Annotated in this window: 14 protein-coding genes and 1 other annotated feature (1 of these 15 running past the window's edge); of the genes, 10 read left to right on the top strand and 4 right to left on the bottom strand. The window is 29.7% G+C overall.

Going from position 1 to position 15,059, the window contains the following annotated elements; genetic code table 11:
- Positions 1-114 precede the first annotated feature (114 nt).
- The 5 genes from tyrS to PTZ02_RS11760 all read left to right on the top strand — a co-directional run bounded on the left by tyrS (position 115) and on the right by PTZ02_RS11760 (position 4,676).
- The gene (gene tyrS, locus PTZ02_RS11780; RefSeq protein ID WP_274227973.1) at positions 115-1,335 is read left to right on the top strand and encodes a tyrosine--tRNA ligase; all 1,221 of its coding nucleotides are present in this window, start codon (positions 115-117) and stop codon (positions 1,333-1,335) included.
- Positions 1,336-1,471: 136 nt separating this feature from the next.
- Positions 1,472-3,307, top strand: a complete 1,836-nt coding sequence (locus tag PTZ02_RS11775) for a hypothetical protein (RefSeq protein WP_274227972.1) — start codon at positions 1,472-1,474, stop codon at positions 3,305-3,307.
- A gap of 7 nt (positions 3,308-3,314) precedes the next feature.
- Entirely contained in the window at positions 3,315-3,578 is a 264-nt protein-coding gene (locus tag PTZ02_RS11770) for an EscU/YscU/HrcU family type III secretion system export apparatus switch protein (protein WP_238882177.1), read from the top strand.
- 26 nt (positions 3,579-3,604) lie between these two features.
- The gene (locus PTZ02_RS11765; RefSeq protein WP_274227971.1) at positions 3,605-4,291 is read left to right on the top strand and encodes a metallophosphoesterase; all 687 of its coding nucleotides are present in this window, start codon (positions 3,605-3,607) and stop codon (positions 4,289-4,291) included.
- A 103-nt stretch (positions 4,292-4,394) separates the two neighbouring features.
- Positions 4,395-4,676: an ArsR/SmtB family transcription factor gene (locus PTZ02_RS11760; RefSeq protein WP_202769407.1), complete on the top strand. Its 282-nt coding sequence runs from the start codon at positions 4,395-4,397 to the stop codon at positions 4,674-4,676.
- 94 nt (positions 4,677-4,770) lie between these two features.
- Here the strand turns inward: PTZ02_RS11760 and PTZ02_RS11755 are convergent, their stop codons facing one another.
- Entirely contained in the window at positions 4,771-5,751 is a 981-nt protein-coding gene (locus tag PTZ02_RS11755; RefSeq protein ID WP_274227969.1) for a methyl-accepting chemotaxis protein, read from the bottom strand.
- Positions 5,752-5,775: 24 nt separating this feature from the next.
- Positions 5,776-6,570 carry a DUF2225 domain-containing protein gene (locus PTZ02_RS11750; RefSeq protein ID WP_274227968.1) on the bottom strand — a complete coding sequence of 265 codons (795 nt, stop codon included), beginning with the start codon at positions 6,568-6,570 and terminating at the stop codon, positions 5,776-5,778.
- Between the two features lie 116 nt (positions 6,571-6,686).
- On the opposite strand from PTZ02_RS11750, the gene PTZ02_RS11745 reads away from it, so the two are divergent.
- From PTZ02_RS11745 to PTZ02_RS11730, 4 genes are all read left to right on the top strand, one after another.
- A complete protein-coding gene (locus PTZ02_RS11745) occupies positions 6,687-7,481 on the top strand; it encodes a GTP pyrophosphokinase (RefSeq protein WP_274227967.1) in 795 nt (264 codons plus the stop codon).
- A 166-nt stretch (positions 7,482-7,647) separates the two neighbouring features.
- Complete coding sequence (locus tag PTZ02_RS11740) at positions 7,648-8,418, top strand: hypothetical protein (protein ID WP_274227966.1); 771 nt, start codon at positions 7,648-7,650, stop codon at positions 8,416-8,418.
- Between the two features lie 121 nt (positions 8,419-8,539).
- On the top strand, positions 8,540-9,658 hold the full coding sequence (locus tag PTZ02_RS11735) for an ATP-binding protein (protein ID WP_274227965.1): 1,119 nt from the start codon (positions 8,540-8,542) through the stop codon (positions 9,656-9,658).
- Positions 9,659-9,675: 17 nt separating this feature from the next.
- Positions 9,676-11,010, top strand: coding sequence for a vWA domain-containing protein (locus PTZ02_RS11730; RefSeq protein WP_274227964.1), 1,335 nt, complete (start codon positions 9,676-9,678; stop codon positions 11,008-11,010).
- Between the two features lie 96 nt (positions 11,011-11,106).
- Here the strand turns inward: PTZ02_RS11730 and PTZ02_RS11725 are convergent, their stop codons facing one another.
- Positions 11,107-11,436 (bottom strand): HesB-like protein, encoded by a 330-nt coding sequence (locus PTZ02_RS11725; RefSeq protein ID WP_238882170.1) that lies wholly within the window; start codon positions 11,434-11,436, stop codon positions 11,107-11,109.
- A gap of 214 nt (positions 11,437-11,650) precedes the next feature.
- On the opposite strand from PTZ02_RS11725, the gene PTZ02_RS11720 reads away from it, so the two are divergent.
- On the top strand, positions 11,651-12,385 hold the full coding sequence (locus tag PTZ02_RS11720) for a hypothetical protein (RefSeq protein ID WP_274227963.1): 735 nt from the start codon (positions 11,651-11,653) through the stop codon (positions 12,383-12,385).
- Between the two features lie 39 nt (positions 12,386-12,424).
- On the opposite strand, the gene leuS is transcribed toward PTZ02_RS11720, so the two are convergent.
- The gene (leuS, locus tag PTZ02_RS11715; protein ID WP_274227962.1) at positions 12,425-14,875 is read right to left on the bottom strand and encodes a leucine--tRNA ligase; all 2,451 of its coding nucleotides are present in this window, start codon (positions 14,873-14,875) and stop codon (positions 12,425-12,427) included.
- A gap of 47 nt (positions 14,876-14,922) precedes the next feature.
- Positions 14,923-15,059: a binding site (T-box leader), on the bottom strand (it continues 68 nt past the right edge of the window).

Raw genomic sequence — 15,059 nt, 5'->3', positions numbered from 1 at the left:
TTTACTCACAAAGAAATAATCGCCTTGACCATTTTTTAGTATCAGAATTTGTTGATAAAATATTGAATTATTTATATACTAGGTATATATGCGCATTTATTAGGAGGAAGTATAATGGCAATGATTTTAGACGAACTTATGGATCGTGGGTATATAAAACAATTTACTCATGAACAAGAAACAAGAGAATTATTAGAGAAGGAAAAAATAACTTTTTATATAGGATTCGACCCTACAGCAGATTCATTACATGTTGGGCATTTTATAGCCATGATGTTTATGGCACACATGCAAAAGGCTGGACATAGACCTATAGCACTTTTGGGTGGTGGTACAGCAATGGTTGGTGACCCAAGTGGGAAAACAGATATGAGAAAGATGCTTACTAAAGAACAAATAGAGCATAACGTAACATCTATAAAGAAACAAATGGAAAAGTTTATTGACTTTGAAGATGGAAAAGCTTTAATAGTAAATAATGCTGATTGGCTACTTAACTTAAATTATGTAGACTTCTTAAGAGAAGTAGGAACTCATTTTTCTGTAAATAGAATGCTTACTGCAGAGTGTTTTAAACAAAGACTAGAAAAAGGGTTGTCGTTTCTTGAATTTAATTATATGCTTATGCAAGGATATGATTTTTATGTATTAAATAAAGAATATGATTGCAAAATGCAATTAGGTGGAGATGACCAGTGGTCAAATATGATAGCTGGAGTTGAACTTATAAGAAGAAAATCAGCTAAAGATGCTTTTGCAATGACATGCACCCTATTAACTAACAGTGAAGGCCAAAAGATGGGTAAAACAGTAAATGGTGCGTTATGGTTAGATCCAGAAAAAACTTCTCCATATGACTTTTATCAGTACTGGAGAAATGTTGGGGACTCTGATGTTCAAAAGTGCTTAGCACTTCTTACATTTTTACCTATGGAAGAAGTAAGACGTTTAGGTAGTTTAAAAGATGCAGAAATTAATGAAGCTAAAAAAGTATTAGCTTATGAAATTACAAAGTTGGTACACGGTGAAACAGAGGCTCAGAAGGCTAAAGAAGCATCAGAAGCATTATTTGGATCAGGAAATAACTTAAGTAATGTTCCAACAGTGACAGTAGGAAAAGATGCTTTTGGAAAAGTTCTTTTAGATTTACTTGTAGAAACTGCGATTATACCTTCAAAGAAAGAGGGAAGAAGATTAGTTGAACAAGGTGGATTAACCCTTAATGGAGAAAAAGTTTTAGACTTTAAAAGAGAATTTTCTGAAGAGGATGTGAAAGAAGGTTCTGCATTAATTAAAAGAGGTAAAAAGAATTACAATAGGATAGTTGTAGAATAAAATTTATTCAAATATTAGAGGATCACTTTAGGAATATATAACGTCTTTATATTAAAATCTTAAGTGTATCCTCTTTCAATTTTTTATAATTTTATACGATATATATTGTATATTAATTTTTTAGGAGAGGATTACTATGCCTGGAGTTTGGAATATAAATTCTGTTTATTCTGTAGGAGCTAAAAGACTATCTTCGAAGTTAACTTTTGAAGTAGGAGAAAAATTTTCTGGTAGAATAATTAAGAATAGTGATGGTAAAGGTGAATTTACAATTAAATTATTAGATGGTTGGCAGTTCCTTGCGCAGTTAGATGGAGAACTAACTCCAGAGCAATTAGACAGGCTCTTGAAATTTCAAGTTTTGGGGTTTGACCAGGGAAAACTTAAGCTGAAATTAGTAGCAGATGAAAATAAAGGTACAAGCCATGAACAGGATCCATTGCAAGCTTTAATTAAATCTGAAGGATTGGCTAAAAATGATATTGACGTTTTAAAGAATTTAGTGAAATTTAATATACCATTAACGAGGGAGAATATATTAAAATTTTCTTCAATATTTTATTTTAATGACCAATCAAAAGTTAATAGTGATGAGATTAATGAATTTATTAATAATTTTTTGGCTAGTAAAAATATTTCAGATGGTACTCCAAAAGCTTTGGAAGTAAGAACCGCGTTGGAAGGATTTTTTAAAGAATTTAAGAATATAGATCATAGTGATATATTAACAATGGTAGAAAATAACATTGAGTTAACTGAAGAAAATATAAAAAGTTATAATAACTTATTTAAGAATGGAAAATCAATCGAAAAAATGCTCCTTAATGGACAAATAGAAAAGAATTCGAATTTTGAGACACTAGATGAAAGTGTCAATAATAATTCTGTGAATATTGATAAAAGTAATAGTGATACTGGGGAACCAAAAAATAATCGAACTATTTTACCTAAAGAGATTTATGCAAATAATGTTCAAGAAAAGAAAGTCAGCATGCTTGATGTCCTTAAAAAGATGTCTGGTGAAATAGGGGAAAGTACTGCAGCAGAAGTAAGAATAAAAGAAGAAATAATAGATGGAATAAAACAAGAAATAATTAAAGGTGAATCATTATTAAATAAAAGTGATACGCAAGCAGCCATAGCTACGGATGATGAAGAAGTTTCACAAGGGAACCTGAAGGATGGTTCTCAAAAGGTTTTAACAAAAGATATTTTTAAAGAAGAAGTAGAAACATTTTTAAAAGGCAATAATAAAAGTATCGAAAACTTAAATACCAAAGATTTAAAACAAATTGCAAATGAACTTAAACATAAAGGTTATAATGTAGATAGTGATGAATTTAAAGAAATAAAAGATATATTTTCTTTAGACACAGATAAAAATGAAGAAGTGATAAAAAATAATATTAAGGCAACAAATGAACTAGTTAAGGATTCAATTAGGGAAAAAAGTATTGAAGTTAAAAATTTAATAAGAGAATTAATTGTAGCAACTAAGTCAGGTGATAGCGAGAAGGAAGTATTTACAAAAGCTTTAGACTTCATAAAAAATAATTTGAATGAATTTAAAACATTTAACTCAATTAGCAATAACTATTATTATATGGATGTTCCATTAAAGCTTAAGGAAAGAGAATATGATTGTAAGCTAATTATCAAAGATGAGAGAGGTAAAGGTAAGAAAATAGACTCTACTAATATTAAAATGGTAGTATCCGTTAATACAGTTAACTTGGGCAAGGTAGATGCTTTCTTAAATTTAAAAGGCAAAAACTTATATATTGATTTAAAATGTAATGAAGAATATATTAAAAGTTTTGAAAAACAGAGTAAGAATCTAATGAATGCATTGAATTCACTAGGATATAATAGTGAGGTAGTAGTATCTCAATCCATTGAAGAGGTTAATCTTACAAATTCAAGGGAATTTTTCAATTCAACAAATTTAGTTATTTTAGATAGAAAGGTGTAGACTAACCATGAATCATAAAAGAAAAGTAGCTGCCTTAAAATATGAAGAGAATTATGATGCTCCAGTGGTTACTGCAGCTGGAATGGGATATGTAGCAGAGAAAATACTTGAAAAAGCTCATGAAAATGACGTCCCAGTAGTAGTTAATAAAGAATTAGCAGATTTACTTTGCAATGTTGATGTAGGTAATGAAATACCTGATGATTTATATGAAGCTGTAGCCCATGTAATTGCTTTTATTACAGACTTAGATAATAAAAATCGAAAGTAAATTAAATAGGTAAAGGGTGACTTAACATGGCATTATACGCAATATCAGACTTACACCTATCATTTAATTCAGATAAGCCGATGGATATATTCGGAGATAAGTGGATAAAGCATGAAGAAAAGATAAAACAAAATTGGATTAAGAATGTAAGTAATGAAGATACAGTTTTAATCGCAGGTGATATATCTTGGTCAATGAAAACTGACGAAAGCTTAGAGGATTTAAATTGGATAAACGAATTACCTGGAAGAAAAGTGATAATTAAAGGTAATCATGATTATTGGTGGGGTGGAATAAAAAAATTAAATTCATTATATGATAATATGAATTTTATACAGAATAACTTTTTTGAATATGATGGATGGGCTATTTGTGGATCAAGAGGATGGATATGCCCAGGTAGTGAAAAATTCTCTCAAAAAGATGAAAAAATATATAACAGAGAACTTATAAGATTAAAATTGTCTTTAGATAGTGCTAAAAGTAAAGGCTTTGAAAATATAATTTGTATGATTCATTACCCGCCAACTAATGAGAAATTTAATGAATCTGGATTTGTTAGTCTTTTCAAAGAGTATGGAGTTAAAAAAGTTGTATATGGACATCTTCATGGACCTTCATTAGGGAATGTACTAAGTGGAGAAAAAGATGGAATTGAATATATTATGACTTCATGCGATTATATTGATTTTAATCCAATAAAAATACTTTGATTTTATTTGATTTTTTTCTTGTCTGTTAAATTAGTATATCATAGTATAAGAATATACTAGATTACAATGAGAAAAAAACATGGAGATTAGTTGGGGTGATATTATGGAATTAAATTATAAAGAATTGGAAGATCTATGTGAGATATTAAAGGTTTTAGCACACCCAGTAAGGTTATGCATAGTAAAGGGCTTAGCAGAACACGGTGGATGTAATGTGTCCAAAATGCAAGAGTGCTTAAATATGCCACAATCAACAGTTTCTCAACACCTTGGAAAACTAAGAGCAGCTGGTATAATTCATGGAGAAAGAAAAGGTCTAGAAATAATTTATAAGGTAAAAAATGAAAAGATTATTAAAATTGTAAAATCTATTTGTGAGACTTAAAAATTAAAATAAAAAAGAGAAAGGGTTACCTTTCTCTTTTTATTTTTTGCCAAGGAAAATTTAATTATATAAAATAATATATATTGTTTATATGCTAATCAATTAAATTAGCAATTCTCTTTAAACCATCATTTATGCTTGAAGAAGATTGAGCTTCCTCTTTTAATGTAGCTGCTATTTCTTGAGTCAAAGCTGCATTTTCTAAAGTTAATGTTTCTAAGTCTTTAACTTGATCAGTAGCTTCTGAAGTTTTTGCAGCAACAGTAGTAAGGTTTTCTACGAATACCTCTATTTCTTGAGTTGCATCATTAATAGAAGATTTTATGCTATTAAATGAATCTTTAGTAGATGAAATAGCTTCTTCCTGAGAAACTAGAGCATCATTTCCTCCGTTTATAGCATTAGATGCACTTATTATGTCAACCTTTATTTCCTCAAGTAATTTAGTTATACTTTGAACAGCTTGTTTTGAATTTTCTGCTAGTTTTCTAACTTCTCCTGCAACAACTGAGAAACCTCTTCCAGCTTCTCCTGCTCTAGCAGCTTCTATAGCAGCATTAAGAGCTAAAAGGTTGGTTTGATTTGCTATTTGACTTATAGAATCTGTAATTGAGTTAACATATTCTAGCTTGCCAACTAAATCATTTACAGTAGAAGAACTTACATTGAATGCATTTTTTAATTCTTCAAGTGAGCCGTCTAGAGTTGTGATTGTGCTGATACCTTTTCCAGCAGCATCATCAGTATCTAGAACTTTTATGTGAACATTTGTAACGTTATATGCTAATTCTTCCATTGATGAGCGTAGGTTCTCAACAAAAGAAGTAACTTCTGATATGTTTTGACTTTGTTTTACTGAAGAATCTGCTAGAGAACTTAATGTATTATCTATATTGTTTATAGATGAATTAAAAGTATCTGAATTCCCTTGAAGTGACTGGATTTCACTTTTTATTGATGTTAAAACTTGTGAGTCAGCTTTTTTCTCCACCACTGGAGTAACCTCTACATTTTCATTAGTTGTTTGATAAACTTCTTCGATATTCTGTTTCTTTGAGTTGTTAAAAAATCCCATAATAAAGCCTCCTAAGTAAAAATATTATTTTTGAGAATCAGATAATTCTTCTCGTATAAGATCCCTACAATCCCTACATAAGTTCTTAACCTTTTCAGGAACTCCAGGAGTAGTAATTACCTGAGAGAACCATCGCATTGCATCGTCATAATTTTTAGTTCTTCTGCTTAATTCACCAATCAAAAACATAACAGTATATCTTTGCATGCCATAGATTGGAAAATCTTCAGTGCTATAAGCATCATTAAATCCTTTTAAGGCCTGAGACAGAAATGATAACTCATTTTCTTTATCATTAAGCATTCTGTGCATCCAAGCTATTTTTAAGCAAATCATAGCTTTTGTACTATTTTTAGCTTGAATATATATTGCATTAACAAGCGCTAGTTTATATTTTTCTATAGCTAACTTTTCATCTATGACGTTAGGATATTCTCTCCCTTTCCATTTAGGAGTTATTGAAGAGAGTATAATATCCTTTTGAAATGATTTTATTTTGGGAAAATCAGCTTTCATTGCTGCATATCCACAACTGTTGCAAACCCAGACATCATAAAAATAGGGGTTAACAACATCATAATGAATAAATAAATCAGTATCTTGTCCCTTTTTTCTAGGCCCATTCACTTTATAAGTAGGGGTTTTGAAAGAGGTACCACATACTGGACAAGAAACTTGCTTGTCAAATAAAAAATCTTCTTGTGAAACTTGTTTTACCTTATTTTGTACTGATTCTTGTTTTTTTGCTTCATCATAAACTTTTAAATTCTTTAGGTCATCAAAACCTAGGTTTTCTAATCCAGAAAAAATATCATTCATCGCAATACACCTCTAAGTATATATTAACATATATTATATTATCGTTCAAAATTTAATTATCATAAGAGGAATATTTTGATATAATAAATGTAGAATTTGAGAATAGGTGATATAATATGGCAATAAGTGATTGGAAAAAATTCTTGATGCCTTATGAACAGGCAGTCGAAGAAATTAAGGTTAAACTAAAAAGTATTAGAAAAGAATATAGAAGAAAAAATGAATATTCACCAATTGAGTTTATAACTGGTAGAGTAAAAGAAGTATCCTCAATGTTAGAAAAAGCAAATAAATTTGGTATACCTTTAAATAGATTAGAATATGAGCTTGAGGATATAGGTGGAATAAGAATAATGTGTCAATTTGTTGATGATATTGACACAGTTGTAAAGCTTCTTAGAAAAAGAACAGATATGCAGATATTATATGAAAAAGATTATGTCAAAAATGTTAAGCCTTCGGGATATAGAAGCTATCATATGATAATTAAGTATCCAGTAAATATGATTGATGGACAAAAGGAATTATTAATTGAACTTCAGATAAGAACATTAGCAATGAACTTTTGGGCTACAATTGAACATTCACTTAATTATAAATATAAGCATCAAAAACCAATAGAAATAAGTGAAAAATTGAAGAGTGCAGCTGATGCAGCTTTTAGGTTAGATGAGGAAATGCTATTTATAAAGGATGAAATAAAGGATGCACAAAAACTTTTTGAAGTAAAATCAGATATAATATCAAGCATAATGAGTAGTATACTTACATTAACCAGTTTAGGAAGAATTGCCGATGCTAGTAGGTATCAGATTTCATTAAATAAACTTATTGAAGATGGTGAGGTATGGGAATTAAATAGTTTATTATTTTCTATACATAGAGATATTGATAAGTATAAAGAAGGTTAGATATATAAAGGCAACTCATGATTATATAGGGATTTTTATAGGAAACTTAACTTAAAACCCTATAGATTGAGAAGCCTTTATTATATATAATATTCTTAATAATTAATATTAAGTAATAAGGAATACAAATAAAGTATTAAAGTGAATTTATGAAAGGAAATTTAATATGAACAGTTATGAAATTAAAATAAAAGATAATCCAATATATATAAGAGAAATTGAAAATCCATCTGAAGAACTTCAATTATTAGCTGTCGGGAAAAATGGTACAGCAATTAGATATATAAAGAATCCATCAGTGGCAGTTCAGTTAAAAGCAGTGAGGAATAACCCACTGAGTATTGAATATATTGAGGATTCAGCTGAAGAAGTACAAATATTAGGGGTAAAGAGTTTATGGAATTCATTAAAGTTAATAAAGAATCCTTCTGAGGTGGTTATTAAAGAAGCAGTTAAAACTAAGGGATGGGCAATTCAATTTGTAAAAGATCCTTCAGAAGAAATTCAATTGATTTCGGTAGAAAAAGATTATGATGCAATTAAATATATAAAAAATCCATCAGAGAAAGTTATACTAAAGGCACTTGATACATACTGGGGAGCCATTAGGTTTGTGGATAATCCTAGCTTAGAATGCAGGAGAAAGGCAATAAAAATAAGTGAAGAGGCAATAAATTACATAAGTTATACCTACGAGGAACTTAAATGCTTTATAGAAGATAATATAAATGTAGTTAAGTATGTGTATAACGACATTGAAATAGATTTAGTTATAGAGGTGTTAACTAAAAAGCTTAAAGATGAAGTAATTGATGAAAAGTATTTAATTGATTTTCTAAATCTAGAAATTATTGAAATGGATAAGATTAATTTTATCAATAACTATGGAAGTAAAAAAGCAAAAATGCTTTTGGTAGATTATAAGTTATCAGTTTAGAATTAAGTTTGAATATCATGTTGAATAACTATAGGGTTTTAAGTTCAACTAATAATTTATTTATGTATGGATAAATTAAGTTTCCTATAAAAAACCTATAGTTATGGAGAGGAAGAGAGAAGTGAATTTTAAAGATGCATTAAGTACAGTTGAATTAGTTATTGAAGCTGGAGACGTACCTTTGTTAATTGGAGAAAGTGGAATAGGAAAAACATCACTTATTAGGGAATTAGCAATTAAAAATAGATGGTCATTGGTATCTATTGATGCAAACTTGCTAAAAGAAGGAGAAATAGGTGGATTGCCAACAGTATCTAAAAGGAAGTTTGTGTTAGGCAATGAAACAATAGAAAGAAATGTTACCGAGTATGCTACTCATTCCAAGTTAATTGAGGTTGATAATTTTATTGATAATGGCCATAAAGTTCTTTTATTTATTGATGAATTAAATAGATGTGAGCATACCGTACAACAAGAGTTAATGAATTTAATTTTAAATAGAGAGATTAACGGATATAACTTACATAAAGATGTTTATGTTATTGCAGCTATGAATCCATCAAATAAATATGATGATTTTGAGAGTAGTGAATACCAGGTTGTGGACATGGATCCAGCTCAAGAGGATAGATTTGTATGGATACAGATGGAGGTAGATATCAAAGAATGGCTCAAGTGGGCAATGACAGATGGCGAAATTCATGAACATATAATAGAATTTTTATCTTCATTTCCAGATTATCTACATACACCTAATGCAGCAGATCATATAAAAGCAACACCAAGAAGCTGGGAAAGGGTGTCTAAGGGGTATAAAATATTTTTAAAGAACAAAGAATCAGTTTCAAGAAATATCTTTTACAATCTTGTTAAGGGAAATATAGGTGTAGCTATTGCAGGAGATTTTATAAGTTTTATAGATAATATAAAAAATCCACTTATTAAACCAGAGGATATATTTAAAGAGGATATTTTAACATTTGATATTAAAGATAGAATCTCAAGAGAAAACCATTCAAGGCTATATATTATTTCAAAGAATTGTTTGAGTTATTTGGAAGATCTAAAAAACAGAAAAGGAAATATCACTATATTTTCAGAAGTATTAAAACTTTATCCAAAGGATTTAAGATTAGGAATTATGAAAGAAATTAAAAATGATTGCTCTAGTGATTTATATTTAGAATTTCTAAATAATGAGGAGTTTTTAGAAGCCTTCTTTGATATATACTCAAGATAGTGAGGGTGATAAATGATATGAATTATGAAGAGGAAAGTAAATGGTTATTAAAGAAGTGTTATGAAATGGAATCTCCAAAAGAATTTACAGAGGAGTTTGTAAGAAGATTTTGGAGCATAATAGAAGAAGTTAATATAAGTCTTTTATCAGGAGAAGATAATTTCTTTGGGCAATTTATAATACAGGCAAAGAGAAGAATTGATTTCAATATAACATGGCCGATTTCTACGGTGCCGACGTCAGAAGGATATTTAATGTACTATAATCCTTTTTTGATACTTCCTCTAACTTCAAAGGAGGTTGGGGCATTAATAAAGCATGAAATATATCATATAATATTTAATCATTATGAAAGAGAGAGAAGTCTAAAAAACAAGGTATCTTCTTTGGCAATTAACATTGCTATGGACATATCAATTAATCAGTTTATAAAAAATCTTCCGCTTTTTGCAAAAAAACTCGATGCGGTGAACTTAGAATATAATCTGCAGTTAAATGAAGATATGACAATTGAGCAATATGCAACAGAGATACAAAAGGTAATAAACTTAAGAAAAAATAATGTTGTTAAGAATAAAAATGATATATTTGCTAATGAAGTTGACTTAGAGAAGGCTCATGATTCATGGGAACAAAGTACATTAAGTTTAGATAATTTAAGGGATATAAATAAAAGAACTTCCATTAGTGCATATAAGGGGAAGGCTCCTAAAGATATAGAAAAAATGATTCTAGCTTATAGTGAAAAAGAAGAAATAGTATGGCAGAAGTTATTAAGAAATGTAATAAACAGCAGTAGAGTTGGATATAAAAAGACTATAACCAGAAAAGATAGAAGACAGCCTAATAGACTGGATATAAGAGGCAAGCTCCCTAATTCCATTCCAAAGATAATAGTAGCAATAGATATCTCTGCATCAATGAGTGAGGGTGAAGTTAAAAGCATCATGAAAGAAATATTGTCATTATGTAAAAATAAACTAGGGGTTATACAAGTAATTGAATGTGATAAAGAAATCCGAAGGATATATCAGTTAAATTCTATAAAAGATATAAAACCTAGATTAGATAAGCATGGTTCTACTTGTTTTTCTCCAGTATTTCAATACATTAAAGATAATAATTTAAGAAATGAAGTTTTGATCTATTTTACCGATGGAGTTGGTGAAAAGAAACTTAGCGTAAAACCTATTAATTACAGAACTATATGGGTATTAACCTCAGATGAACAGTTATCATTAGAAACCTCTTATGGAAATATAACTAGACTAGAAAGAGTTAAAAAAGAAAAATATGAGAATACTTATGGACTAGAAGCCTTAAGAGAAGCTATTCATGATTGGGCAAGATAGTGAAATAAATTATATAAATAAAAAGTAGAGGGAAATCCTCTACTTTTTATTTATAGTAACTCAATTTTCGAGTTGAAACTCTCTATTATAGTGAGATTAATGACAGCCAGAACAAGTTCCACAACCAGAAGCTTCTGGTTCTATAACAGGTCTTAGACTTAAGCCTCTACCGTCATTTTCATCTGTTGATAAAATGATAAATCCACCAAATTCATCAACTAGTGCATTATCAGCAAAAAATGTAATATCGTTAACTTTTTCAACAGTATCAGATTCCTTTGGTTCTTCTATTGAAATATTGAACGCAGGACCACTGCAACCATATCCAGCAAGATTAATTCTTACATTAAAGTCAGCAATATCATTTTCACCTAAAAAGCCTTTAAATTCAGTATAGGCTTCTTCACTTAATATAAATTTACTCATACAATTCACCTACTTCTCATTAATGATAATAATTATTGTTTACATTATAGTTTATTTTGGTGAAAACATCAAGAGGGGAAATATAATAATTATTTCTAGTATATGTAAGTTGTGTTATTATAATATTAAGTGCATTTATATTTAGTATTTGATTTATACTATTAATTGAAATAAAATAGAACAAAGGCAAAAGCTATAGTTAGGATGTGATTAGATGCCCTTTGATAGAGCATATTATATAGATAAAATTGAAGAATACAATGCAGTTATTAAAGAGAATCAATTAGGAGACTTCAAAATAATAAAAAAAGATGGTATAAATAAGCCAGTTGAACACTATCTTTTTAAGGCTGATGAAGAGTGTAATAACGCTATTTTAGAACTTAGTTCAAGTGATGGAATAATTATGAGTTTATCCCCATTAGAGATAGAAGGATGCTTTGAAAGTATAAAGAGAGCAAAAGGAAAAGTTGGAGTAGTAGGATTAGGACTAGGTTATTATGTGCAAGAAATAATTAAAAAACCTCAAGTAAAAGAAGTAATAGTATACGAGAAATCAAAAGAGATTATTGAACTCTATTATAAAAGTTTCAATGAAAATCCAAAGATTAGAATTATAAATGAGGATGCTTTTAGTGTAAAAGGAGAAGAATTTGATTTTTTCTTCGTGGATATATATAGTTATGAATTAAGCCTAGATGTTGTAAGTGATTATATTAGATTTAATAAGTTACATAATATTACTGAGTATTCATTTTGGGGATTAGAAAGGTTCTTGTTAAGCTGCCAAATGGAAGACTTGGTATGGGTATATATACCAGAAGAGTGGCTTAGCATGGTTAGAGATTTATATAATAAATTTGAAGAAACTAAGTATTTTAAGAACTTTAAGCCTATGGACGAGAATATAGTTAAAGAAGTTTTACATGCATTTAGTGAAGTGTTATAAATGAAAATGAGCTGTTTCATAACTGAAACAGCTCATTTATTATTTTACTACAATATTTACAAGTCTACCTTTTATAACTATAACCTTAACTACAGTTTTTCCATCGATAGCTGCTTTAACCATGTCATTACCTAAAGAAGCTTCTTTTATTCCATCTTCATTTAAGTCAGAAGAAACATTTATTTTAGCTTTGATCTTACCATTTACTTGTACAGCTATTTCAACTTCATCCTTAACAAGTGCTTTTGGATCAAATTTTGGCCAAGCATCATTAAAAATAGAGTATGAATTTCCAAGTAAACTCCATTGTTCCTCAGAGAAATGAGGTGCAAACGGTGCAAGTAGTCTTAAATAATCATCTACAACTGATTTTAAGAAATCTAAATTTAGTGTAGATTCTTGAACATATTTTGAAAGAGCATTTATAAATTCCATCATTCTAGCTATAGCTGTGTTAAATTGAAGTTTATCAGTATCATCAGTAACAGCTTTAATTGTGTTATGTCTCCAGAAATTAAGCTCTTTTTCAGCCTTGTCTAAGGTAGTTTTAGAATTATCTCCTTTAGAAATTAACTCTCTTGAAGTTTCTAGAATTCTTTCAATTCTTTCAACAAATCTATTAACAGATTTAATTCCATCATCACTCCAAGCTCCACCTTCAGTATAAGCAAATCCAAACATCAAATACATTCTAAATACATCTGCACCATATTGTTTAATATAGTCGTCAGGCGATATTGTATTTCCTTTAGATTTACTCATCTTTAATCCATCTGGTCCAAGTATTAGTCCTTGGTGAGTTAAGCTTAAGAATGGTTCATCAAAGTTTAGATATCCCATATCTCTTAATGCTTTTGTAATAAATCTAGCATATAGTAAGTGCATACATGCATGTTCCGGACCACCAACATATTTATCAACTGGTAGCATCTTATTTATTGTTTCAGGATCAAAAGCTTTATCATTGTTATGAGCATCAGCGTATCTTAAATAATAGAAAGAAGAGCATACAAATGTATCTAATGTATCAGCTTCTCTTTTTGCAGGGCCTCCACAACAAGGACAAGTTGTATTTATAAATTCTTCATTTTTTGCTAGAGGTGATTTTCCATCAGGTGCAAATTCAACATCATAAGGTAATTGAACTGGAAGGTCCTTTTCTGGAACAGGAACAGTTCCACACTTCTCACAATGAATTATTGGAATTGGTGAACCCCAATATCTTTGTCTTGAAACTAACCAGTCTCTTAATCTGTAATTAACTTTTTGTTCACCTAAGTTGTTTTTAGCAAGCTTTTCAACAAGTTTAACCTTACCTTCTTCAGTTGTTAATCCATCAAATTCTCCAGAGTTTGTTAATACGCCATATTCGCAATATGGAAGTTCAGGAGAAGAACCGTCTTTTGCATTAATAACTCTTTCAATTGGTAAGTTAAACTTTTGAGCAAAAGTAAAATCTCTTTCATCATGTGCAGGAACAGCCATTACAGCACCAGTACCATAAGTAGCTAAAACATAGTCTCCAACCCATACAGGAACTTCTCTTCCGTTTATAGGGTTAATAGCATAGGAGCCTGTAAACACTCCAGTTTTTTCTCTAGAGATTGATTGTCTTTCTATATCAGATTGCTTTTTAGCTTCTTCTTTATAAGCATCAACAACTGCTTTTTGTTCAGCTTTTGTAATTTCATCCACTAATGGATTCTCAGGAGCTAAAACTACATAAGTTACACCATATAGAGTATCAACTCTTGTAGTAAATACATCAAAACTTAAATCAGAATCTTTTAATTTAAAGGTAACTTGAGCACCAGTAGATCTTCCAATCCAATGCTTTTGCATTGCAACAGTTTTTTCAGGCCAATCTAATGTATCAAGTTTTTCTAATAATTCATCAGCATAATCAGTTATTTTTAAGAACCATTGAGTTAGGTCTTTTTTAGTAACTTCAGTGGAACATCTTTCACATACACCATCTATAACTTGTTCATTAGCAAGAACTGTGTTACATGATGGACACCAATTTACAGGGGCTTTTTTTCTATATGCTAATCCTTTTTCAAATAGTTCTAAAAATACCCATTGAGTCCATTTATAGTAGTCTGGAAGACAAGTAACAACTTCACTTTCCCAGTTAAACATAGCTCCCATAGCTTTAAGCTGCTTTTCCATAGTTTCTATGTTTTTTAAAGTGGAATCATGTGGATGAATTCCTGTCTTAATAGCATAGTTTTCAGCTGGAAGACCAAATGCATCAAAACCCATTGGTTGAAATACATTATATCCATTCATTCTTTTAAATCTTGCCCATGAATCTACTGGACCATAGTTAAACCAGTGTCCTGCATGAAGTTGGCTTCCTGATGGATAAGAAAACATCTCTAATACATATAACTTCTTATCTAAATTTTCTTTATCAAACTCATAAAGTTTTGTTTCTTCCCACTTATCTTGCCATTTCCTATCAATGGAAGTTCCGTAGTTTCCCATAATTTTTCCTCCTTAAAATATAAAAATAAAAACCTCTCATCTCTAAATTAAGAGACGAAAGGTTACATTCCGCGGTACCACTCTTGTTAGAATAAATATACTATTCTCACTTAAAACCTTAACGTGGTTAACGTCTTTGCTTTTACAAAGAAGCTCCTAGACAAGTTCATATTGTTTCAATACT

Origin of the sequence: Clostridium sp. 'White wine YQ' (genome assembly GCF_028728205.1) — a bacterium.
Taxonomy (GTDB): domain Bacteria; phylum Bacillota; class Clostridia; order Clostridiales; family Clostridiaceae; genus Clostridium_T.
This window is presented reverse-complemented; position numbering and strand designations above follow the sequence as displayed.